This window comes from Mycobacterium sp., assembly GCF_002863225.1.
In the GTDB taxonomy this organism is placed as follows: Bacteria; Actinomycetota; Actinomycetes; order Mycobacteriales; family Mycobacteriaceae; genus Mycobacterium.
The window spans coordinates 1-21,651 of the sequence record NZ_PKEK01000014.1; the positions used below are offsets into that span (position 1 = coordinate 1).

The 21,651-nt window shown below is 68.0% G+C and carries 21 protein-coding genes and 1 pseudogene; 6 read left to right on the forward strand and 16 right to left on the reverse strand.

Annotated features, from left to right (window positions below; genetic code table 11):
- Window positions 1–103: 103 nt before the first annotated feature.
- Window positions 104–448 carry an RNA polymerase-binding protein RbpA gene (rbpA, locus tag CYU59_RS03155; RefSeq protein WP_292975803.1) on the forward strand — a complete coding sequence of 115 codons (345 nt, stop codon included), beginning with the start codon at window positions 104–106 and terminating at the stop codon, window positions 446–448.
- A 1-nt stretch (window position 449) separates the two neighbouring features.
- On the opposite strand, the gene CYU59_RS03160 is transcribed toward rbpA, so the two are convergent.
- From CYU59_RS03160 to CYU59_RS03180, 5 genes and pseudogenes are all read right to left on the reverse strand, one after another.
- Window positions 450–1,619 carry a hypothetical protein gene (locus tag CYU59_RS03160; protein WP_292975805.1) on the reverse strand — a complete coding sequence of 390 codons (1,170 nt, stop codon included), beginning with the start codon at window positions 1,617–1,619 and terminating at the stop codon, window positions 450–452.
- 91 nt (window positions 1,620–1,710) lie between these two features.
- Window positions 1,711–2,466: pseudogene (locus CYU59_RS03165) on the reverse strand (polyprenol monophosphomannose synthase); the annotation flags it as partial.
- A gap of 79 nt (window positions 2,467–2,545) precedes the next feature.
- Window positions 2,546–4,771: an apolipoprotein N-acyltransferase gene (gene lnt / locus CYU59_RS03170; RefSeq protein WP_292975807.1), complete on the reverse strand. Its 2,226-nt coding sequence runs from the start codon at window positions 4,769–4,771 to the stop codon at window positions 2,546–2,548.
- Window positions 4,764–6,368 (reverse strand): amidohydrolase, encoded by a 1,605-nt coding sequence (locus CYU59_RS03175; protein ID WP_292975809.1) that lies wholly within the window; start codon window positions 6,366–6,368, stop codon window positions 4,764–4,766. Before CYU59_RS03175 ends, lnt begins: the two co-directional genes overlap by 8 nt.
- A 31-nt stretch (window positions 6,369–6,399) precedes the next feature.
- Window positions 6,400–6,891 (reverse strand): FxsA family protein, encoded by a 492-nt coding sequence (locus CYU59_RS03180; RefSeq protein ID WP_292975811.1) that lies wholly within the window; start codon window positions 6,889–6,891, stop codon window positions 6,400–6,402.
- Between the two features lie 66 nt (window positions 6,892–6,957).
- On the opposite strand from CYU59_RS03180, the gene CYU59_RS03185 reads away from it, so the two are divergent.
- Window positions 6,958–7,656: a dienelactone hydrolase family protein gene (locus CYU59_RS03185; protein WP_292975913.1), complete on the forward strand. Its 699-nt coding sequence runs from the start codon at window positions 6,958–6,960 to the stop codon at window positions 7,654–7,656.
- Here CYU59_RS03185 and CYU59_RS03190 read toward each other — a convergent pair.
- Complete coding sequence (locus tag CYU59_RS03190; protein ID WP_292975813.1) at window positions 7,639–8,022, reverse strand: PPOX class F420-dependent oxidoreductase; 384 nt, start codon at window positions 8,020–8,022, stop codon at window positions 7,639–7,641. The two genes, CYU59_RS03185 and CYU59_RS03190, sit on opposite strands and share 18 nt — an antisense overlap.
- Window positions 8,023–8,074: 52 nt before the next feature.
- Here CYU59_RS03190 and CYU59_RS03195 point away from each other — a divergent pair, with 52 nt between their 5' ends.
- On the forward strand, window positions 8,075–9,565 hold the full coding sequence (locus CYU59_RS03195; protein WP_292975815.1) for an HNH endonuclease signature motif containing protein: 1,491 nt from the start codon (window positions 8,075–8,077) through the stop codon (window positions 9,563–9,565).
- Between the two features lie 4 nt (window positions 9,566–9,569).
- Here the strand turns inward: CYU59_RS03195 and CYU59_RS03200 are convergent, their stop codons facing one another.
- Window positions 9,570–10,319, reverse strand: a complete 750-nt coding sequence (locus tag CYU59_RS03200) for an SDR family NAD(P)-dependent oxidoreductase (protein WP_292975817.1) — start codon at window positions 10,317–10,319, stop codon at window positions 9,570–9,572.
- 35 nt (window positions 10,320–10,354) lie between these two features.
- Between CYU59_RS03200 and CYU59_RS03205 the strand changes: the two genes are divergently transcribed.
- Window positions 10,355–10,768 carry a F420-dependent biliverdin reductase gene (locus CYU59_RS03205; protein WP_292975819.1) on the forward strand — a complete coding sequence of 138 codons (414 nt, stop codon included), beginning with the start codon at window positions 10,355–10,357 and terminating at the stop codon, window positions 10,766–10,768.
- A gap of 4 nt (window positions 10,769–10,772) precedes the next feature.
- On the opposite strand, the gene CYU59_RS03210 is transcribed toward CYU59_RS03205, so the two are convergent.
- On the reverse strand, window positions 10,773–11,438 hold the full coding sequence (locus tag CYU59_RS03210; protein WP_292975821.1) for a GNAT family N-acetyltransferase: 666 nt from the start codon (window positions 11,436–11,438) through the stop codon (window positions 10,773–10,775).
- Window positions 11,439–11,465: 27 nt separating this feature from the next.
- Window positions 11,466–12,611, reverse strand: coding sequence for a Xaa-Pro peptidase family protein (locus tag CYU59_RS03215; protein WP_292975822.1), 1,146 nt, complete (start codon window positions 12,609–12,611; stop codon window positions 11,466–11,468).
- Window positions 12,612–12,713: 102 nt separating this feature from the next.
- Between CYU59_RS03215 and CYU59_RS03220 the strand changes: the two genes are divergently transcribed.
- A complete protein-coding gene (locus tag CYU59_RS03220) occupies window positions 12,714–13,673 on the forward strand; it encodes a 5'-3' exonuclease (RefSeq protein ID WP_292975824.1) in 960 nt (319 codons plus the stop codon).
- Between the two features lies 1 nt (window position 13,674).
- On the opposite strand, the gene CYU59_RS03225 is transcribed toward CYU59_RS03220, so the two are convergent.
- From CYU59_RS03225 to CYU59_RS03255, 7 genes are all read right to left on the reverse strand, one after another.
- Window positions 13,675–14,466, reverse strand: coding sequence for a DUF4333 domain-containing protein (locus tag CYU59_RS03225; protein ID WP_292975826.1), 792 nt, complete (start codon window positions 14,464–14,466; stop codon window positions 13,675–13,677).
- 67 nt (window positions 14,467–14,533) lie between these two features.
- A complete protein-coding gene (locus CYU59_RS03230; RefSeq protein ID WP_292975828.1) occupies window positions 14,534–17,332 on the reverse strand; it encodes an RNA helicase in 2,799 nt (932 codons plus the stop codon).
- Window positions 17,316–18,266 (reverse strand): twin-arginine translocase subunit TatC, encoded by a 951-nt coding sequence (tatC, locus tag CYU59_RS03235; protein WP_292975830.1) that lies wholly within the window; start codon window positions 18,264–18,266, stop codon window positions 17,316–17,318. Before tatC ends, CYU59_RS03230 begins: the two co-directional genes overlap by 17 nt.
- 38 nt (window positions 18,267–18,304) lie before the next feature.
- Window positions 18,305–18,547, reverse strand: coding sequence for a Sec-independent protein translocase subunit TatA (gene tatA / locus CYU59_RS03240; RefSeq protein ID WP_292975832.1), 243 nt, complete (start codon window positions 18,545–18,547; stop codon window positions 18,305–18,307).
- 50 nt (window positions 18,548–18,597) lie between these two features.
- Window positions 18,598–19,569: a YafY family protein gene (locus CYU59_RS03245; RefSeq protein WP_292975834.1), complete on the reverse strand. Its 972-nt coding sequence runs from the start codon at window positions 19,567–19,569 to the stop codon at window positions 18,598–18,600.
- Complete coding sequence (locus tag CYU59_RS03250) at window positions 19,566–20,558, reverse strand: YafY family protein (RefSeq protein WP_292975836.1); 993 nt, start codon at window positions 20,556–20,558, stop codon at window positions 19,566–19,568. The genes CYU59_RS03245 and CYU59_RS03250 overlap by 4 nt, the downstream gene beginning before the upstream one ends.
- 52 nt (window positions 20,559–20,610) lie before the next feature.
- Window positions 20,611–20,886, reverse strand: a complete 276-nt coding sequence (locus CYU59_RS03255) for a WhiB family transcriptional regulator (RefSeq protein ID WP_292975838.1) — start codon at window positions 20,884–20,886, stop codon at window positions 20,611–20,613.
- Window positions 20,887–20,995: 109 nt separating this feature from the next.
- On the opposite strand from CYU59_RS03255, the gene CYU59_RS03260 reads away from it, so the two are divergent.
- Window positions 20,996–21,646 carry a TetR/AcrR family transcriptional regulator gene (locus CYU59_RS03260; RefSeq protein WP_292975915.1) on the forward strand — a complete coding sequence of 217 codons (651 nt, stop codon included), beginning with the start codon at window positions 20,996–20,998 and terminating at the stop codon, window positions 21,644–21,646.
- The last annotated feature ends 5 nt before the right edge of the window (window positions 21,647–21,651 follow it).

Here is a 21,651-nt window from a genome sequence, read left to right on the forward strand (position 1 = left end):
TCATGGACCGTTGGGTCACCCGCACGACCGGGAATTACCCTGCCGGGCCCGACGTTGATCAGGGCGCCAGCTAATGAGAAGACATTAAGAGGAGTGGTAACCAATGGCCGATCGCGTCTTGAGAGGCAGTCGCCTTGGAGCCGTCAGCTACGAGACCGACCGCAACCACGACTTGGCGCCGCGACAGGTCGCGCGCTACCGCACTGAAAACGGCGAAGAATTCGACGTTCCGTTCGCCGACGACGCCGAGATCCCCGGCACCTGGTTGTGCCGCAACGGCCTCGAGGGCACCCTGATCGAGGGTGACCTGCCCGAGCCGAAAAAGGTCAAGCCGCCCCGCACCCACTGGGACATGCTGCTGGAGCGCCGCTCGGTCGAAGAGCTCGAGGAACTGCTCAAGGAGCGCCTCGACCTGATCAAGACCCGCCGTCGCGGCAGCGGCGCCTAGGTCAGAACAAGAAGTCGAACGTCGGCGGGATCAGGTTGTCCATCGGGAAGCCCCCGATGTCGAAGTAGTTCGGGTCGAACACCTGGGCCGCCAGGCTCGCCCACGGTGACACGTCGATGTCTCCGAACGGTGTCTGCAGCCAGGCGCCGATGGCATCGGTGGTGGCGCCAGTGGTGCCGGTGCCGGCCAGATCGAGGCCGATGGAGTCGTAGCTGAATCCGCCTCCGAGGACCTGCGTTGTGATCGCAGCGTTGTCGATGTTCGTGCCAGCGAGGTCGGATAGGAACAACTGCTGCGACCCGAAGCCGTTGCCGATACCGGTGTAGGTGAGGGTGTTGATGATGTTGGCCTGAGCATCGTCGTTCAGCGCATTGCTGAAGGCCTGAAGATCGACTCCGTTGTCCTGCAGGAAGTCCTTTGCGAAGGTGGTCAGGTTCTCCGGGTTGAACTCGACGTCCTGCGTGCCGTAGGCGGTGTTGCCGAACACACCCGCGGTTTGGTAGGCGAAGTCGGGGTTGTTGATTACCTCGATGCCGAACGGGTTCTCCGGAGGGTTGGAGAAGTCGAACAGCTGACTCTCCAGGTAGGCCAGCCCGCCGTAATCCTGCCCGTTTTCCACGTTCGAGACGTCAAAGGTGCCGTAGGGGGTCACCAGGAAGGCGCCGACGGCATGGTCGACGCCGTTGCTGTTCAGCGAGGTGAAGCCGGGGCCGACCAGATCGATGTAGGCGTATCCGTAGCCGTCACCGAAGTCGTGGATGCCGATCACGCCGCTGTCGATATTCGTGTTCTGGATACCGTCGAAGATGATCTGCTGCTGGGTTCCCAGGCCGTCCTGCAGCTTGTTGACGATGTCGCCGTCGATGACCGTCTTCAAAGCGTTGTCGCTACTCAACAGCTCACCGTTGACGGTCACGTACTTCTCGAAGAACTGTTGTACCGGGGCCGCGAGTTTGCCGGAGTCGATGTCGATCGAGCCGTTGCCGTAGGCGATCGACTGGATCGGGGTGAGCGCCTTATAGGTGAAGTCCGGGTCGGTGAAGCTGAAACCGAACGGGTCGGGTACGACGAGGGTGGTGGGGTCCCCCGGGTCCGCCGCAGCAACGCCGGCATACAGAGACGCGGCCGCCGCAGCTCCCCCAAGGACGACAGACGTAGTGAAGCGCCTCATATCCAACCTCCGATTGCGGGCAGCGGGTATGCAACCCAGCCGGAAGCTGAGATTACGGTATGATCTTGGAACTTTCTATGGGAAATCTCAGTTATTGAGTGACTGTGGTCACACGCTTGCGGTGTAACCGACCGTCGATCCCCCACTGCGCCACGTTGACGACGGCCTCGCGGATATTCGAGCCGCTCATCTTCGATACGCCGAGTTCGCGCTCGGTGAAGGTGATGGGTACCTCGGCGACGACGAAACCGTTGGTGATGGTCCGCCACGTCAGGTCGATCTGGAAGCAATAGCCCTTCGAGTCGACGTGGTCGAGGTCGATTTTTTCCAGCACTTCGCGGCGGTACGCGCGGTAGCCGGCGGTGATGTCGTGGATGCCGATGCCCAGCGCCAGCCGCGCGTAGGTGTTGGCCGTCCAGGACAGCGCCCAGCGCCGCCAGGGCCAGTTCTTCACGTCGCCACCGTCGACGTAACGCGAGCCGATCACCAGGTCGGCGCCGCCGTCGACGGCTTCGAGGAGCCGATGCAGCTGCTCGGGCGCATGGCTGCCGTCGGCGTCCATCTCGACCAGCGTGGTGTAACCGCGGGACAGGCCCCAGGCGAAGCCGGCGAGATAAGCGGCGCCGAGTCCGTCTTTGACGGTGCGGTGCATGACGTGGATCAAGCCGGGGTTGGCCGCCGACAGGTCGTCGGCCAGCTGCCCGGTGCCGTCCGGGCTGTTGTCGTCGACGATCAGCAGATGCACCTCGGGAAGTGCCGCGCGAAGTCGCTCCACGATGAGTGGGAGGTTCTCGCGCTCGTTGAAGGTCGGGATGATCACCAAGGTGCGCAGGCTGGGTCGGTCGCCTGCCCGGGACACCGAATCACCGCCGCTCATGCGCGCCGATCCTCCTCATCCCTCAGCTCTGCATCGTCGCCGGCGCCGCTCATAGGTCTCCTTCTTCTGGCCCGTTGCGGGCGGAATATCGGCCCTCGTCGTCGACTTCGTCGTCGGATGGCGGGTTGTCACCATCGGCCACCGCGTCGTCAGCAGGCGGGTCGTCGCCGGATTTCTCCGACGCGGGAGCGCCTCGGTTTGCCAACTCGGACAGCCGTCGGTGGATCTCCGTTAGCCAACCATTGTGCAGTATCCCGGCAAAAAGGACCGCTAGAGCTGCGACGAGCAGGGCGCCCTGCATCAACGGCCCCCACCTGGCGGGCGGTGTCATCGTCGTTTTCAGGCGCACCTGAGTGTCCAGATACCCGGGGGTGAAAAAGCGTGTCCGCTGCAGCTCGCGGCCGTCCGGAGTGACGACCGCTGATATTCCGACGTTGCTGGCGACCAGGGCGTAGCGGTCCAGCTCGACGGCGCGGAGCTTGGAGAATGCCAGCTGCTGCTCGCTCATCGTCTGGTTGAAGTTGGCGTTGTTGGCCGGGACGGCGAGCAACTGAGCACCGTTGCGGACCGAGTGCTGCAGCGCCCGGTCGAAGCTGACTTCCCAGCAGGTCGCGATACCGATCGGGGTGCTCCCGGCGTGGACGACGCCGGAGCCTTTCCCGGGAACGATGTAACCGGCCATGTCGGCCATCCCGGACAGGTGCCGGAAGAACCCGCGCCAGGGCAGGTACTCCCCGAACGGTTGCACGATCCGCTTGTCGTGCCGGTCGCCGGGACCCGACCCGGGGTTCCAGACGATCACCGTATTGGTCTGCGCCGGCTCACCGGACGGCCGATTCGGCAGGTCGAGCACCGTGCCCACCAGGATCGGAACCCCGATCGCCTCGACGGCGACCGATATCTCCTGGGCCGCTTCAGGATTGGCGGTTGGGTCGATCTCGGACGCATCCTCGGGCCAGACCACGAAGTCGGGGCGCGGGGCGCGACCGGCGCGTACGTCGTCGGCGAGCCGGCGGGTCTCCCGGAGATCGTTGCCGAGCACAGCGAGGCGCTGAGCGTTGAACTCCAGCCCCAGTCGCGGCACGTTGCCCTGCACGACGGCCGCGGTGACGGTCGGCTCGTTGCCCGACCCGGTGCCGGAGTGGCGCACCTGCGGCCACACCGCGGCGGCGAGGAAGAACACCAGGCAGATACACAACGCCGGCAGCACGACCGCGGGTGGGGCGTCGGCGGTGCGGGCAGCGGCGGCGTCGTGCCGGCGCTGCGAAGCCCACCACCACGACACCGTCTCCAGCACCAACGCGGCTACCGCGCAGCCGGTGAGCACGATCGCGAACGAGAGCAGCGGGACGCCGCCGAGTCGGACCAGTGGCAGGAACGGCCCTGACGTCTGCCCGGCGGCGACCACGCCCCACGGGAATCCGCCGAATGGGATGGTGCATTTCAGCCACTCTTGCGCGGTCCACAGCAACGCGAACCAGATCGGCCAGCCGGGTAGCCGCCGCACGGTGACGGCCGCCAGTCCGAAGACCGCCGGGAAGAACGCACACAGCAGTACCAATGCGAGCAGCGGGACGCCGCCCACCAGGATGCTGATCCAGCGGATCAGTGGCAGGTAGAACGTCAACCCGAACAGGAGCCCGTAACCGAAGCCGCCGGCCAGGGTGGTGGCGGGCCGGGTCAGCACCCAGGACAGCACCCCGAAGGCGAGGATCGCCGCCCACCACCAGTTGAACCGCGGGTAGCTGGCATACAGCAACAGCCCGGCCACGACCGTCGCGCCGAGTCGTGTGAGCCGCGGCCGCAGCCATCGCCCCGCCTGCGGCACCCGCAACCGCGTTTCGCGGGCCAGCCAGGCAGCCAGCACCGCGGCCAGTTGGGTCAGCCGCCGCCACAGATACGCACCCACCCGGACGACCCGGTCGCGGACGTCCGCCAGCCGCTCATTGCCGCGCACTTCGTCGTCAGGCTCCGGCGGAGCGAGATCGCTGACCTCGTCGTCCGCCTCGTCGTCGTCTGCGTCGGTGTTGGCCTCGTCGGTGATGTCGTCGTCGGTGTCTTCGTCGGAGTCGTGATCGACGTCGGGAATCGGCGGAATCTCACCGGTCACCTCGGTATCCGCCGGGACCGGGATTTCCCCGGTGGCGGGGTCCGGCACCGGGATCTCACCAGTGACCGCGTCGTCGTCCTTGATCGGAAGGGTGATTGCCGGGATGACCTCGGTGCGCTCCCCCGGACGTTGCCGGCGATCGAACCGCCGAAGTCCCCTAGCCATGAAGCACCGCGCCTCGATGCACCGTCTGCCGGCATCGCGGCAACCGGTCGCCGGCGCCCAGTCGCGGGAGTGCCGGTGTTCGAGACCTCGGATCGGTCGACCATCGCCGTGCAGCGGCGCTACCCGAGTTCGATTCCAGCTCGTCGACGTCCCACACCGCGTACGAGGCGGGAGCGCCCGGGACGAGCGTGCCCGTCACATCGTCACCGGCCCCGCTCGCCCGCCAGCCACCCCGGGTCGCGGCGGCGAACGCCGCCCGCGCGGAGATCGAACTCTCAGGGGTGTGGTGGTGGACAGCCGCCCGGATCGTCGCCCACGGGTCGAGGCCGGTCACCGGGGCGTCGGATCCGAACGCGAGGGCCACGCCTTGGGATGCTAGCAGCGCAAACGGGTTGAGAAGCCGTGCTCGATCGTTCCCCAGACGACGCGCGTACATGCCGTCATGACCGCCCCAGAGCGCGTCGAAATTGGGCTGCATGCTGGCCAGCACTCCCCACCCGCCGAGCTTGGCCGCCTGCTCGCCGGTGACCATCTCCAAGTGCTCCAGGCGGTGGCCGCAGCGGGCCACCGCGGGCACCCCGAGTTCGTCGACGATGCGCTCGACAGCGTCGACGACGGACGCGACGGCGGCGTCGCCGATGACGTGGAATCCGGCTGTCACACCGGCTTCGGTGCAGGCGCGCAGATGTGCGGCGACGGCCTCGGCGTCGAGGTAGCAGGTTCCACAGTGCTCGGGGGCGTCGAGGTAGGGGTCGTGCAGCCAGGCGGTGTGCGAGCCGACGGCGCCGTCGACGAACAGGTCGCCGGCCAGTCCGGCCGCGCCGGTGTCGTCGAGCAGCGCCCGGGCCTCGGCCGCGCTGGTGACCGCCTCACCCCAGTAGCCGGTCACCTCGATGCCGTGGTCGAGCGCGCGTATCGCCTTCCAGTCGTCCAGACCGCCGATCTGCGGGCCGGCGCATTCGTGAACGGCGACAATGCCGTTCGCGGCGGCCGCCTGCAGCGCGGCCAGCCGGGCGTCGACGCGCTGGGCGTCGGTCAGCAGGTCGCGCGCGGCGGCACGCACCCGGTGATGCGCATCGGCCACCAGCGGTCGCTGTTCGTCGTAGCCGGTCGCCGAGGCCAGACCGTCGACCCGCTGCCGCAGACCTGTCGATGCCAGCGCCGAGTGCACGTCGACGCGGGCCAGGTAGGCGGGTCGACCCCCGAGTACGGCGTCGAGGTCGGCGGTGCTCGGTGCGGCGTTGCCGGGCCATGACGACTCGTCCCAGCCGTGGCCCCAGACCGGTTCCCCCGGATGGTCGGCCGCGTAGTCGGCAACCAGCCGCAGGCAGTGCTCCTGCGACGAGGCGGCGCGCAGGTCGAGGCCGGTGAGGGTGAGACCGGTCGCGGTGAGGTGGATGTGGCTGTCGACGAACGCCGGCGCGACGAAGCCTCCGGCGAGGTCGACGATGTCCGCGTCGGCGAACTGGTCGCGGCCGACGTCGTCGCTGCCCAGCCACGCCACGGCGCCGTCGCGCACCGCCATCGCGGTGGCGTCGGGATGGCTCGAGCTGTGCACGTGGGCGTTGATCAGCAGAGTGGTCGGGACGTCGGTCACGCCGATAGAACCTACGGGGTCGTCGTCGTGACTATTCGGGCCGCAGCCGCAGGGCGGGCCGGTCGAGATCCTCGGTGACGTCGGAGACGTCCAAGACCTCACCGTCGATGTAATCGGGGCGCGGCGGACGGCGATACCCGCCGACATCGGCGACGGTGATCAGCGGAATGCGCCGGCCGAGGCCGCGCACCGCCATCGCGCCGAGCAGCGGTCGGGCCGCGGCCCGCGTCGGCGGCAGCAACAGCAGCAGTCCCGCCACACTGGTCAGCAGGCCTGGCACCACGACGAGCAGCGTGCCCAGCGCGACGGCCATCCCATCGGCGGCAAGCCTCGACTGGCTCCCGCTCACGCCGGCCCGCAGCCGGTTCAGTTGCGTCTTCAACTGCGAGCCCGCCAGCACGAGTCCGCCGGCGAACCCGGCCAGCAGCAGCACCAAGGTCCATCCGAGCCCGATCGTCGAGGCCAGCGCGACGACGACCGCCAGCTCGGCGACGACGTAGAGCAGAAACAGTCGCGACACCATGAGATGGCAACGTTGCGGACCGCCGCCGGAGTTCCGCAGAGCGCCACCGCGCGGTTAGATGGCGTGGTGACGACAATCCAGATCGACACCCCGACCGGCCCGATCGACGCCCTGCTCGACGTCCCGCCGGGGCAGGGCCCCTGGCCCGCCGTGGTGATCATCCACGACGCGCTCGGCTACCGGACGGACAAAGAGTCGATCAACCGCCACATCGCCACGGCCGGATACCTGGCGCTGACGCCCAACCTGTTCTCCCGCGGCGGCTGGGCGCGCTGCGTCACCAAGGTGATGCAGCAGCTGCAGACCAAGCAGGGGCAGGCGCTCGACGACGTGCTGGCGGCACGGGACCATCTGAAGGCTTTGCCGGACTGCACCGGCCGCGTCGGCATTGCCGGTTTCTGCATGGGCGGCGGATTCGCACTTGTCATGTCGCCCAAGGGTTTCGACGCTTCAGCGCCGTTCTACGGCGCGCCGCTGCCCACCCACCTCGACGAGACGCTCGACGGCGCCTGCCCGATCGTCGCCAGCTATGGCAGCCGCGATCCGATCGGCATCGGGGCGCCCAAGAAACTGAAGCGGGTGCTCGACCACAAGGGCATCCCCAACGACGTCAAGGCGTACAAGGCCGGACACAGTTTCGCCAACAAGTTGCCCGCCCAGCCACTGCTGCGGATCGCGGGCTTCGGCTACAACGAAGAAGCCACCGAGGACGCCTGGGCGCGGGTGTTCGCGTTCTTCGGCGAACACCTACGAAGCAGCGCGTAACTCCAGGCCGACGTTGTTGGCCATCCCGCCGCGCAACTTGCTGAACAGTCCGAAGACCCAGCCGATGATGCCGTACTCGTGCCTGATGGCGTCGTAGACCCGGCCGGTTTGCGACGCGTCGAGGATGGTGGCGGTTGCGTCGATCGGTTCGCTTTTCGGGTTTCCCCGCCGGTCGCAGATCGCCAGCGTGACCCGGGGCGTGTTGCGAATCCGCTTGACCTTCCACGACTTTGCCTGCGTGATGACCAGTAGGCGGTCCCCGTCGTCGGCGGCCCAGATTGCCGTGGGCTTGGGACGGCCGTCCTTGGTGAACGTGGTCAGCAGGACGTATTCAGCTTTGGCGACATCTGCGAAAGTCGGAGCCATGACGCCAGCTTAGAGGCACCTCGTGTCGGCGGGCTCTGGCATAATCGAATGTATGTTCGAATCACGGATGCCGTCGCCGGAATCGGTCGCGCGCATGGACGCGATTTTCGAGCGCCGTCACCCCTCGCCCACACCGCTGTCGACTGCTCTGGTCGACGAGCTCCGCGTGACGAGGCGCGCCGAGAACAGCGCGGCAGGTCGACGGCTCGCCGTCATCGGTGAACTGGATGCGCTGCGCTTGCGGCTGCTCGGCGAGCGTGAGACATGGTGCACCGACACACAGGAGGCAGTAGCAGCCGAGGTAGCCGCGGCACTGTGCATCAGCCAGGCGCTGGCAACCAGCTTTCTGTATTACGCACGCGCGATGCGTTCCCGACTCCCACGGGTGGGCGCGTTGCTGCAGGCCGGCGACCTCGACTACCGAGCCTTCCAGACGATCGTCTACCGGACCGATCTGATCACCGACGTCGACATCATGGCCACCGTCGACGCCGACCTGGCCGGGAAGGCCCACCGGTACTCCGCGATGACTCGCAGTGCGTTGGCGCAGGCGGTCGATCGAATCGTGTCTCGTGCCGATCGCGACGCGGTACGTCGCCGCCGGGAGCTACAGGCGGACCGGGAGTTGTCCATATTCGACGGCGGGAACGGGTTGACCGAAATCTTCGGCAGGCTGCTGACCCCCGATGCGCACGCCTTGGACGCCCGGCTGGATGCACTGATCGCGACCGTGTGTGACGGCGATCCGCGTACCCGCAATCAGCGTCGCGCCGATGCGATGGCCGCACTGACCAGTGGCGCCGAGAGGCTGGCTTGTCGTTGCCGACGAGCGGACTGCCAGGCCGCCGGCTTTCCCGCAGCCACGCCAGTCGTCATCCATGTTGTCGCGGACCAAGCCGGCGTGGAGGGCCGCGAGCTTGGGGCTGGTTCGATGCTCGGCAGCGATTCGCTCATACCGGCGGACCTGATCGCCGAACTGGCTCGATCTGCGAAACTTCGGCCGCTGACGCATCCCGGCGATGCGGCGCCGGAGCCCAATTACGTTCCGTCGCAAGCGCTGGCAGACTTCGTCCGCTGTCGCGACCTGACCTGCCGCTTCCCAGGCTGCGATCGGTCGGCGGTGCGGTGCGACGTCGACCACACCATCGCCCACGCGGACGGCGGGCCGACACACGCGTCCAATCTGAAATGCCTGTGCCGCCTTCATCATCTGATCAAGACGTTCTGGGGCTGGTCTGATCTACAGCTGCCCGACGGCACGGTGATCTGGACGTCGCCTACCCGGCTTACGTATGTCACGGCTCCCGGCAGCGCCGAGCTGTTTCCTCAATTGTGTGCGCCCACCGGCGAATTCGACATAAAACCCAATCGGCCTCGTCACGCCGACCGCATCGCGGGCATGCCCAAGCGCAGTCGCACCCGCGCCCAGAACCGCGCCCACTACGTGGCCGAACAGCGCCGGCACAACCGCCAGGCGCGTCGCGCTCGACAGCGGCTCGACGATGCGCCCATCGTCGCCAACGACGAGCCACCGCCGTTCTGACGAGTCAGCGCGGCATCCGGCGCCAGAGAGATTGCGGCAGCAACCTGAAACCGAAGAACACCGGCCGTAGCGTCCACGGGATCCATACCGTCCGTCGACCCCTGGCCAGTGCACGCGCCGTGGCCGCGGCCACCTGCGCCGGGGTGCTCGACAGTGGAGCGGGCGTCATCCCTTCGGTCATCCGGCCGATCACGAACCCCGGCCGCACCAGCAGCAGCCGCACCCCGCTTCCGTGCAACGAGTCGGCCAGTCCGCTGGCGAAGCCGTCCAAGCCCGCCTTCGCCGACCCGTAGACATAGTTGGCACGGCGCACCCGCACGCCCGCCACCGACGAGAACACCACCAGAGCGCCGCGACCGGATCGGCGCATTGCCGCGGCCAGGTGAGTGAGCAGACTGACCTGCGCCACGTAGTCGGTGTGCACGATGGCGACTGCATGCGCGGCATCCGTCTCGGCGCGGTGCTGATCGCCCAGGATCCCGAAGGCCAGCACCGCCGTGTCGATCGGCCCGTGCTCAGCGATGACCGAATCGAGGAGCGGGCCGTGGGATTCGAGGTCGTCGGCGTCGAACTCGACGCACGCGACGCGCACCGCGCCGGCCGCGCGCAGCGCCGCGACTTGTTCGCCGAGGCGGTCGGCGTTCCGGGCCGCCAGCACGATCGACGCCTCAGGGGCGAGTCGGACCGCGAGCTCGGTGCCGATTTCGCTGCGGCCGCCCAGAACAAGGACCGTCGGTGTGCCCGTGTCATCCACGGCTGCGATTATCTCCTGCGCTAGCGTGGGCGGTGATGGCGAACTCCACGGCCCGGCTGACCAACGACGCGTTGGCATTTCTGACTGAGCGTCACCTCGCGATGCTGACGACGTTGCGGGCCGACAATTCGCCGCACGTCGTGGCGGTCGGATTCACCTTCGACCCCAAAACGCATATCGCCCGGGTGATCACCACAGGTGGTTCACAGAAGGCGGTCAACGCCGATCGCGGCGGGGTTGCCGTGCTCAGTCAGGTGGACGGCGCGCGCTGGCTGTCACTGGAGGGGCGGGCGAGTGTCAACGGTGAGGCCGATGCCGTGCGCGACGCCGAACTCCGTTATGCGCAGCGCTACCGCACGCCGCGGGAGAACCCGCGACGGGTCGTGATCGAGGTCCAGATCGAACGGGTGCTCGGATCCTCAGATCTGTTGACGCGCAAAGCGGACTAGCCCGCTAGACGAGCGTGGCGCCGGGCGCGCGGATCACCAGCGGCACCGCCGGGAAATACGCCGCCAGCTCCGGGCGCGACTTGGCCAGCGCCGCAGTCCCGTAACCACGGTGCCGGTAGTCCGGATGAATCCAGATACGAACGTGCACCTCGTGGCCGTCGAGCTCGCCGAACACCATGCCGACCTTCTCGTCACCGTCGACCGCGACGAACCAGGCCGCCTCTTCAGCCTCGAATCGCTCTTGCGCGGCACGGATTTCGTCGTCGAGGCCACCTGCCGGCGCGCCGGAGCCGTCGCCCTTGGCGCCGATTTCCTGGGTCCGCGCGGCGAAGATGTCGTGGTCGGATTGCCCGGAGAACGCGCGCAACGCCATGCTCTCCCCCGAGCTGGCCGGCCGGTCCTTGAAGGTGAAGCTCAGGATGTTGTTCAGGTCTTCGAGTTCGGCGGCGATGATCTTGCGGGAGTCTTTGGTGAGCTGATCGAACGACATGCCGATCACCGCTTCGGCTCCCAGCCGCGACGTGCCCAGCAGCTCGACGATGCCGTTCACCGCTGAGGGCCGATCGTCGGCCTCCACGATCAGGTCCAGCACTTCGTGTCGGCGTTCCAGCGCAGTCATCAGCGCGTTGGTGATTTCTCGGCGGGCAGCGGCGCGATCGTGATCGGTCATCGCCTGAGCCTAATACTCAAAGCGGTCCTAGCGCTTGACTTGTTGCGGCCCGACGGGCACCACGATCAGCTCGTGCGGACGGTGATTCACCGACTCCGCGCCGTCTTCGCCGACCACGACGATGTCTTCGATGCGGGCACCCCATTGGCCCGGAAAATAGATGCCCGGCTCGACTGAGAACGCCATGCCCGGCTGCAGTACGAGATCGTTGCCCGCGACGATGTAGGGCTCCTCGTGCACCGACAGGCCGATGCCGTGGCCGGTGCGGTGGACAAAGTATTCAGCCAGCCCGGCCTCGGCCAGCACGTCGCGCGCGGCAGCGTCGACCTGCTCGGCGGTGACCCCCGGACGCACCGCCTCGACCGCTGCCCGTTGCGCCCGCTGCAGAACTGCATACTGCTGTGCCACTTCAGGATTCGGCTCGCCGATGCTGTAGGTCCGGGTGGAGTCGGAGTTGTAGCCGGGGGCGTACGGGCCACCGATGTCGACGACGACGACGTCGCCCACCTGGAGTTCGCGGTCGGAGTATTCGTGGTGCGGATCGGCGCCGTGCGGCCCGGAACCGACGATGACGAAAGCCACCTCCGAATGTCCTTCGGCGACAATGGCTTCGGCGATGTCAGCTGCGACGTCAGCCTCGGTGCGGCCGGGCGTCAGGAATTCCGGCACCCGGGCGTGCACCCGGTCGATCGCCGCGCCCGCCTTACGCAGCGCGTCGACCTCCGCGTCGTCCTTGACCATCCGGAGTTCGCGCAATACGTCGGTGGCCAGCACCGGCAGCACCCCGAGAACATCGGCCAGCGGCAGCAGATGCAGGGCCGGCATCGAATCGGTGACCGCCGTCGCCGCCGGGGCACCGCCCACGGCCTCGGCGACCCAGAGGTACGGGTTTTCGCCGTCGACCCAATCCCGCACCACCACGCCGAGATCGGCAACCGCGGACTGCCTCAAAGCGGCCAACTCCAAACGCGGTACGACGATGGTCGGGTCGCCGGACACCGGCAGCACCAGCGCGGTGAGGCGTTCGAACGTCTGCGCGCGCGAGCCGATCAGATAGCGCAGGTCGTAACCCGGTGTGATCACCAGGCCGGCCAAACCGGCCTTCTCGGTGGCGGCAACCGCGGCCGCCACCCGGCGGCGATAGACGTCGGCATCGAAGCGGTCAGAACCCATGGGCTCCAGGCTAGCCGTCCGCGGTGAGGCTGCGGTCTTGGCGAAGCACTTCACGTCGCAGGCACCGTCGACACAGAATCATCGGCGAATAAGCTCACGGACATGTCCGCACCGGTGCTGCTGCTCGACGGTGCCAGCATGTGGTTCCGGTCCTTCTTCGGCGTCCCCTCGTCGATCACCTCACCCGACGGGCGTCCGGTCAACGCGGTCCGCGGTTTCGTCGACTCGGTCGCCACCGTGATCACCCGGCACAAACCGGGCCGGCTGGTGGTGTGCCTGGATCTGGACTGGCGTCCGCAATTTCGGGTCGACCTCATCCCGTCGTACAAGGCGCACCGCGTCGAGGAGGAAAACCCAAGCGGGCAAACAGATGTCGAAGAAGTGCCGGACGATCTGTCGCCGCAAGTCGACATGATCATCGAGATCCTGGACGCGTTCGGCATCTGCACGGGCGGCGCCGAGGGGTACGAAGCCGACGATGTGATCGGGACGCTGGCCGCCCGCGAGCGACGCGACCCGGTGATCGTGGTCAGCGGCGACCGCGACCTACTGCAGGTGGTCCGCGACGAGCCCGTCGAGATCCGGGTGCTGTATCTCGGCCGCGGCTTGACCAACGCCACGCTGATGGGCCCGGTCGAGGTGGCCGAGAAATACGGGGTTCCTGTCGAGCGTGCCGGCGAAGGCTACGCCGAGTTGGCGTTGCTGCGTGGTGACCCGTCCGACGGTCTGCCCGGAGTTCCGGGCATCGGCGAGAAGACCGCCGCGACGCTGCTCGCGCAGCATGGCTCCCTGGAGGCCATCCTGGCCGCCGTGCCCGACCCGAAATCGTCACTGGCCAAAGGCGTCCGGACCAAGCTGCGAGCGGCGGCCGACTACATCGAGGTGGCCGGGACCGTGGTGCGGGTGGCCACTGACGCTGAGGTCACATTCTCGACGGGCGACGACGCGCTGCCGCTGGTTGCCGCCGACCCGCCGCGGGTCGCCGAACTCGCGACCCGGCTCGGCGTCGGCTCGTCGATCGCCCGGCTGCAGAAAGCGCTCGACGCCCTGCCCGGGTCGTGACCTACTTGGGTCGGCCGACCTCGTAGGTGCCCTTGTTGTCCTGGAACGTCACGGTCACCGACCGCTTGGTGCCATCGATGCTGACGTCGCAGTCGAAGCTGGCGCCCTTTTTCACCGTCGGGTTCTGGCCGTTGTTGCACTTGACGTCCTTGACGTTCTTCGCGCCGTAGCCGTTGGTGCCGTCGGTGAGGATCTGCTGCACGCCGGCCTCGGCCTTGCCGACATCCAGCTTGGTGGTCACGAAGAACCCGGGGGCCCAGAAGCCCAGCACCAGGATCACCGCGACGATGGCAGCGGCCACCAGCCCGGCGACCGTGCCGATGGTCTTCTTCGACCGCGCCGGGCGGGCCGGCGGCTGCCCGTAGGGCCCGCCGTACTGGCCGTACTGACCGGGCTGCGGGTACTGGCCCGGCTGACCGTATTGACCCGGCTGGCCAGGCTGACCCGGCTGACCGTACTGGCCGGGTTGGCCAGGCTGACCGTACTGACCCGGCTGCTGGCCGTAAGCCGCGGTTTGGCCGGGGTATTGGCCCTGCTGCGGGTAGCCCTGCGGATACGACTGCGACGGCGGGTAGTACTGAGCGGGCTGCTGGTACTGCCCGTACTCGGTCGGCGTGTAGGCCGGCGCCTGCCAGGTCTGCTGTTCGCCGCCCGAGGCCTGCCAGCCCTGCTCGCTGCCCGGTTGGTGCTGCCACGGTGAGGCCTGCTGGGTCTGATCCTCGCCGGATTGCTGACCTTCGCCCTGAGGCGGCTGCCACCCCTGCGTCGGGTCGGATCCTTGCGGTCCGCTCATCGTGTCTCAGTCCTCCTGTTGAAGTCCTCGCATCGGTCGCCGTAGGCAACCGTAACCTCGGCTCAGCCTACCCGGCATCAACCGCCACAACGCCGCGCCGAATCGCGTCGATCGCCCGCTTGGCGCCCGCCCGCAGCTCCGGCTGGGGGGCCGCGTTACGCACCTGGTCCAGCAGGTCAAGCACCTGACGGCACCACCGGACGAAATCCCCGGGCGACAGCGTCGAGCCGGTGCCCTCGTTGTCGGCGGCGGCCAGCGCGGTGACCAGGTCGCCGCTGCTGGCCCACCGGTAGATGGCAGCGACGAAGCCGTCGTCGGGCTCGCGGGTCATCGTGATGCGGTGGCGATGTTCGTCGGCGCGCAGCTGCGCCGACAGGCGCCGCGTCTGCGCCAGCGCCTGCCGCAACCGTGGGGTCGGGATCTGCTCGTGCCGCGGCGCCCCCGGCCCGTCACCGCCGCGGGTCTCGTAGACCACCGCGGACAACACTGCCGCCAGCTCGGCGTCTTTGAGTCCGGTCCACGCGTCGGTCCGCAGGCATTCGGCGACCAGCAGGTCGCTTTCGCTGTAGATCCGGGCCAGCAACCGTCCGTCGTCGGTGACGGTGGGAGTGCCGTCCTCGAGTGCGATGAAGCCACGCTCGGTGAGCAGGCCGACGATCTTGTCGAAGGTGCGGGCCAGGGAGTTGGTGGCGGCGGCGACCTTCTTCTCCAGCGCCGCGTTGTCGCGTTCGATCCTCAGGTACCGCTCGGCGACCCGCACACGGGTTTCGCGATCTGCTTCGCGATGTGCGGGGTGGCGGCGCATCTTGTCCCGCAGCGCCGCCAACTCCGGGTCGGCGTCCCGGCCTTCGGCAGACTTGCCGCGACGATCGCCGGACGTCGACAGGCCGGCCGCCGCCGAGCGCAGCGCCGACGCCAGGTCACGTCGCACCCGGGGTTGGCGGTGTTCGATGCGCTTGGGCAACGTCATCGACCCGACCGGTGCCGACTCACCGGAATAGTCCGCCGAGGAAATCCTGCCGGCCCAACGGTGTTCGGTCAGCACCAGCGGTCGCGGGTCGGAATCGTCGCGGGCCGGCTCCAGCACGACGGCCAGCCCGCCACGCCGTCCGTGGGTGATCGTGATGATGTCCCCCTTGCGCAGGGCCGAAAGCGCATCGTTGACCGCTTGCCTGCGCTGCAGCCGTGACGCCCGGGCCTGCGCGCGCTCCTGCTGGCTGATCTGGTCACGCAGCCGGGCGTACTCGAGGATCGGCGCTTGGCGGCCGCCGAGCTCGGCGGCCACTTCGTCGAGCATCTGCTGCCCTCGCTCGACCCCGCGGACCAGGCTCACCACCGACCGGTCGGCCTGGTATTGCGCGAACGACCGCTCCAACAGCCGGTGCGCCTGCTGGGTGCCCACCCGGTTCACCAGGTTGATCGTCATGTTGTACGACGGCGCGAACGAACTGCGCAGTGGAAAGGTCCGGGTCGACGCCAAGCCCGCCACCTCGGCCGGCTCGGTGGTCTCATCACCGGGGCTCCACAGCACCACGGCGTGACCCTCGACGTCGATGCCGCGCCGCCCGGCGCGCCCGGTGAGCTGGGTGTACTCCCCGGGCGTCAACGGCAGGTGTTGTTCGCCGTTGAATTTGACCAGCCGCTCCAACACGACGGTGCGGGCCGGCATGTTGATGCCCAAAGCCAATGTCTCGGTGGCGAATACAGCCCGGATCAGGCCTGCCGTGAACAGCTCTTCGACCGTGTGCCGGAACACCGGCAGCAGGCCGGCGTGGTGAGCGGCGATGCCGCGCAGCAGTGCCTCACGCCACTCGTAGTAGCCGAGCACGGCGAGATCGGAGTCCTCCAGATCGCCGCAGCGGTGGTCGATCACCTCGGCGATCTGCACCCGCTCCTCCTCGGTGGTCAACCGCAGCGAAGAGCGCAGGCACTGCGACACCGCGGCATCACAGCCGACACGGGAGAAGATGAACGTGATCGCCGGCAGCAGACCATCGGCGTCGAGCATCTGAATCACGTCGGGCCGCGACGGCGGGCGGTAGAACCCGCGGTGGTCCGAGCGTCCCGACCCTCCCCTGCCGCCTCCGCGGCGTGGGCCGCGCCAGTCGGACAGCCGATCGGCCTCACGGCGATGGGCGATGTGCCGCAACAGGTTTGGGTCGACGATCGCCTGCCGCCGATCCCCCGGCTCGTGCGCGTCGTAGTCGAACAGGTCGAACAGCCGCTTGCCGACCAGCATGTGCTGCCACAGCGGAACCGGGCGGTGGTCGTCGACGACCACCGAGGTGTCGCCGCGCACGGTCTGGATCCAGCCGCCGAACTCCTCGGCATTGCTCACCGTCGCGGACAGGCTGATCAGTCGCACGTCGCCGGGTAGATGCAGGATCACCTCCTCCCACACCGCACCGCGCATCCGGTCGGCCAGAAAGTGCACTTCGTCCATCACCACGTACGAAAGTCCGCGGAGCGCGGGGGAATCGGCGTAGAGCATGTTGCGCAGCACCTCGGTGGTCATCACCACCACCGGTGCGTCGGCGTTCACGGACAGGTCGCCGGTGAGCAATCCGATCTGCTCTCGGCCGTAGCGCGCCACGAAGTCGTTGTACTTCTGGTTGCTCAGCGCCTTGATCGGCGTGGTGTAGAAGCATTTACCGCCGGACTTCAGCGCCAGGTGCACCGCGAATTCGCCGACGATGGTCTTGCCGGCCCCGGTCGGAGCGCACACCAGCACCCCGTGACCGCTCTCCAGGGCCGCACAGGCCCGCCGCTGGAAGGGGTCCAGCTCGAACGCCAATTCCGCGGCGAATCCGGCCAATTCACCCGCAACGGATGCCGCCCCGCCGGGCGCGTCAGGTGATGTCGTCATGAGGTCCGGTGATGCTCGACGGCGCCCCGACGGTAGACGGCGAGTCCACCGTGGACGGCGGGTCGATCACCGAGGCTTCGTCGTCGTCGAGAGAGGTCAGGGCTTCGCGCTTGGCTTTGCGTCTGTCGTGCACGCGGGCGATCTGGATGGCCAGTTCCAGCAGCAACGTCAGCGCCAGGCCCAGCGCGGTCATCGAGAACGGGTCAGAACCCGGCGTGAAGATGGCGGCGAACACGAACATCGCGAAGATCAGGCCGCGTCGCCACGATTTCAGGCGCGCGTAGGGCAGCACGCCGACGAAGTTCAGCATGACGACCAGCAGCGGGAATTCGAAGCTGACCCCGAACACCAGCAGCAGGTTGATCAGGAACCCGAAGTAGCGGTCGCCGGAAAGTGCTGTCACCTGCACGTCGCTGCCGACGGTCAGCAGGAAGTGCAGCGCCTTGGCCAGCACGAGGTAAGCCAGCACCGCGCCGGTGACGAACAGCAACGCCGCCGGAACCACGAACGCGACGGCGAAGCGCTTCTCCTTCTTGTACAGCCCCGGGGTGATGAACGCCCACACCTGGTACAGCCACATCGGGCAGGCCATCACCACACCCGCCGTCAACGCGACCTTGAGCCGCAACATGAACTGGTCGAAGGGCGCGGTGGCCAGCAGGCGACACTGGCCGTTGGCGATGTCCGCCCGCGCCGACGGCGGCAGTGCGCAGTACGGGTGACGCAGCCACTCGCCCAGGCTTTCCATGCCGAACAACGGGTGCGAATACCAGACAAACCCGAGCGCGGTGGTCAGAGCGATGGTGGCCATCGCGGTCAGCAGACGCGTCCGCAGTTCGGTGAGATGAGCGACCAGCGACATGGTCGCGTCTGGGTTGGTGCGGCTGCGGCGGGAACGCGGATCGAGCCGCCTGAATAAACCGGTGGTGCGCACAGTGAATAGGCGCCGGGCGCCGTGGCGGCGGGGCCGGGCTAGGCCGAACGACCGTCAGCCGCCGGCGGTTCCACCCGCTCGGAGTGCACCGGCTGCGCCGGAGCGGCTTGGGTGGCGGACGCGTCGGGTTTGTGGTCGCTCTGCAGCTCGCGGACTTCAGACTTGAAAATCCGCAGCGACTTGCCCAGTGAGCGCGCGGCGTCGGGAAGCCGCTTGGCACCGAATAGAACGACCACCAGGACCGCGATAATTGCCAGGTGACCCGGAGTCAGAGCATTCACTTTTGTTTACCTCCAGATGTCTCCACGATGCTACCGCAGCATGCGGTTCATCAGCCGGAGCGCGCCGCGGCCTGGTAAGCCTCGAGCGCGGCCTCGGCATCCCGGACCACCCGGGCGGCCAGCGAATCCGGACCCAGCACCTGCACGGCGGACCCCATTCCCAGAACCTGTCGGGCCATCCAGTCCTCGGAGGCGTAGGTCAGGGCGGCTTCACAGAAGCCGTCGGGCAGTTCCTGCAGCAGCCGCATCGGGTAGTACTCGAACATCCATGACGCCGCGGGCGACAACCGCAGGGTCGCCGACGGCAGCGCCGGATCCGCGTCGAACAGGGAGGTGTCCGGCGGCGCCTGGATGGCGGGTTCCGGTGGTGCGGCGGGCTCGTTGAGCACCGAGGCCTCGACGATGCGGTCGAACCGGAACAGCCGCACGCCCTCGGCTTCGCGTGACCAGGCTTCCAGGTAGCTCTGGTCGCCGACCAGCACGATCCGGATCGGGTCGACGATCCGGGTGGACAAGGTGTCATGCGAGGCGGCGTAGTAGTCGATGCTCAACGCCCGGTTGTCGCGGACCGCGGCCCGCACCGCGGCCGACGCGGCGCTCTCGGCCGGCGCCGGCTCGTCGACTGCGGCGACGTCGTTGCCGTGTCCGGCCGCGCCCGCGGCCGTCTCGATCTTGGCGATGGCGCTGCGCGCCGCTTCGGGATCCAGCACACCGGGGATATCGGCGAGCGCGCGTAACGCCACCAGAAGGCTGGTGGCCTCGGGCGAGGTGAGTTGAAGCGGAGTGTCGATCCCGGCGGAGAACGTCACCTCGATGGTGTCGCCGGTGAATTCGAAGTCGATCAGGTCGCCGGGTCCGTAACCGGGCAGCCCGCACATCCACAGCTGGTCGAGGTCCTCGCCCAGCTGTTTGAGCGAAACGCCGAGGGCAGCGGCGGCCTGGGCGCGGGTGACCCGCGGGTTGGCCTGGAAGTACGGGACCATGTTCAGCAGCCGGACCAGGCGCGTGGACACCGGTGTCATGAGCGGGCCCCCTCGGTGTGGGCGCGCAGCAACTCCAAAACCTCGTCGCGCAGCGATTGGGGCTCCAGAACGACGGCGTCGGCGGCGTAGCCGGCGATGTCGCGGGCCAGCTGGCCGGTCGAGCCGATGTCGACTTCGATGACATCGCCCGCTCGGCCACCGATCTGCCGCGAGTCCACCGGTGTTCCGGCGCGCCGCAGCGCGGTGGCCCGCCCGTCGGCAACCCAGACCTGGGCACGCACCCCGGTCGGGGCGTCGCTGACGGCCTTGGCGACGATGTCGCGCAGGACGGCGTCCTCGGGCCGGACGACCGCTCCGGCCGGGCCGACCGGCGTCACCTCGGCTCCGATGCGCGACAGCCGGAAGGTACGGGTGGCGTCGCGGTCGCGGTCGTGCCCGACCAGATACCAGCGGCCCTTCTCGGTGATGACGCCCCACGGCTCGACAGTGCGCACGGTGTAGTGCTCGGCGCGGGACGGCCGGTGCGGGAACTGCACGGCCTGCCCGGCCGTGACGGCCGACAGCAACGCGTTGAGCACTCCCTCGGATCCACGCAGGCCGACGGTGCCGGCCGGCGAGGCGATGGCGACCGGTGCATCCGGGTCGACCTCGACACCAGCGGCCCGCAGCTTGAGCAGCGCACCCTGCGTCGCGGTGATCAGCTCGGGCGACTCCCACAGCTGGGTGGCCACTGCGACCGCGGCCGCCTCGTCGCCGGTCAGTCCGACCGCGGGAAGGGCGTAGGAGTCGCGGTTGATCCGGTAACCCTCGACCGGGTCGTAGGACGACACCCGGCCAGTTTCCAGTGGAATGCCCAGATCGCGAAGTTCGTTCTTGTCGCGCTCGAACATCCGCGAAAATGCCTCGTCACTGGCGCTGTCCGCGTAGCCGGCCACACTGGACCGGATTTTCTCCGCGGTGATGAAGCTGCGGGTGGACAGCAATGCGATGACGAGATTCATCAACCGCTCGACTTTTGAAACCGCCACTCGTATCAGGTTAGGGCAACGGGTTGCGCGACAACGTCATCGGCACGGTCGGTCATTCACAGGCGTCGCGCCTGCCGTGGGCGGCGAGGGAGCGCAGTTGGCGCATGGCGAAGGTTCGACCGCGCCCGTACTCGGGAATGTGCACACCAGACCACATGCCCTGGGCTCCGGGTGTGCCCAATGCCTCCTCGGCGCATCGCCAGCGCCGGGGGCAGGCCCGGCACAAGGCCTTCAATTCTGGATCGTCGCCGCCGAAGAGCCAGCGGTCCGCATCGTCGAGACACGGCGCGGACGCAAGAGTGCGTGGCACGTCGGAGATCGCGGACATGTTCGCTCCTTCCCGTCGGTCGGCGCAGGCGTGGAATGCGTCCAGGCAATATGAGCGTACCGTGTCGCAATACAGTTGTACTGTCCGGTGCTGCTGCTAGATTTTTCTCATCGCCACATCAGCGCAGACGCGGGCATTCCGACCGCGCACCCCTGCCCCGGCCGAGCCGTCGAGCTCCGAGCGGATTCGTGACGCAGCGCTGAAAAGCTGTGCGCGGCACGGCATCGCCGCGACGACGATGAGAACGATCGCCCAAGCAGCCGGAACCTCGGTGGGGCTGGTGCAGCACTACTACGGCACCAAAGCGGCCTTGATCGCCGCCGTCAACGACTACGTCGTTCAGGTCATCAGCGACGCCGTCGGCGCCGATCCGGTGCCGTCGCCGCCGGCCGACGCCCTGGTCGAAGTGGGAAATCGGCTGACCACGGTCATGGCCCAGGAACCCGACGTCTTCGACTACCTCGGCCGGGCCCTGGTCGAAGGCGACTCGGTGGGGTCGGAGGTGTTCGACGGCCTGGTCCGCCTCAGCACGGCCCAGGCGGAGATGTTCGCCGAGCGCGGTGAGGTCAGACCTGATCTGGACCCCATCTGGGGCGCGCTCAATCCGCTCATGCTGCGCTTCGGCGCGATCATCCTGCGCGGGCACGTCGAACGCCATCTGCCCGAGCCGTTCAGCACTCCGACCCAGCTCAAGCGGTGGGATGACGCGGTGACAGCCCTGCTTCGGCAGGGCCAACTCAAACCCGACGCGTCAGGCTGACCGAG

Coding starts and splice junctions, on each gene's coding strand:
- lnt (WP_292975807.1), bottom strand. CDS start 4,771: ATGGCTAGGGGACTTCGGCGGTTCGATCGCCGGCAACGTCCGGGGGAG.
- CYU59_RS03220 (WP_292975824.1), top strand. CDS start 12,714: ATGTCCGCACCGGTGCTGCTGCTCGACGGTGCCAGCATGTGGTTCCGG.
- CYU59_RS03190 (WP_292975813.1), bottom strand. CDS start 8,022: ATGGCTCCGACTTTCGCAGATGTCGCCAAAGCTGAATACGTCCTGCTG.
- CYU59_RS03160 (WP_292975805.1), bottom strand. CDS start 1,619: ATGAGGCGCTTCACTACGTCTGTCGTCCTTGGGGGAGCTGCGGCGGCC.
- CYU59_RS03210 (WP_292975821.1), bottom strand. CDS start 11,438: ATGACCGATCACGATCGCGCCGCTGCCCGCCGAGAAATCACCAACGCG.
- CYU59_RS03255 (WP_292975838.1), bottom strand. CDS start 20,886: ATGTCCGCGATCTCCGACGTGCCACGCACTCTTGCGTCCGCGCCGTGT.
- CYU59_RS03205 (WP_292975819.1), top strand. CDS start 10,355: ATGGCGAACTCCACGGCCCGGCTGACCAACGACGCGTTGGCATTTCTG.
- CYU59_RS03180 (WP_292975811.1), bottom strand. CDS start 6,891: ATGGTGTCGCGACTGTTTCTGCTCTACGTCGTCGCCGAGCTGGCGGTC.
- CYU59_RS03245 (WP_292975834.1), bottom strand. CDS start 19,569: ATGACACCGGTGTCCACGCGCCTGGTCCGGCTGCTGAACATGGTCCCG.
- CYU59_RS03230 (WP_292975828.1), bottom strand. CDS start 17,332: ATGACGACATCACCTGACGCGCCCGGCGGGGCGGCATCCGTTGCGGGT.
- rbpA (WP_292975803.1), top strand. CDS start 104: ATGGCCGATCGCGTCTTGAGAGGCAGTCGCCTTGGAGCCGTCAGCTAC.
- CYU59_RS03215 (WP_292975822.1), bottom strand. CDS start 12,611: ATGGGTTCTGACCGCTTCGATGCCGACGTCTATCGCCGCCGGGTGGCG.
- CYU59_RS03225 (WP_292975826.1), bottom strand. CDS start 14,466: ATGAGCGGACCGCAAGGATCCGACCCGACGCAGGGGTGGCAGCCGCCT.
- CYU59_RS03195 (WP_292975815.1), top strand. CDS start 8,075: ATGTTCGAATCACGGATGCCGTCGCCGGAATCGGTCGCGCGCATGGAC.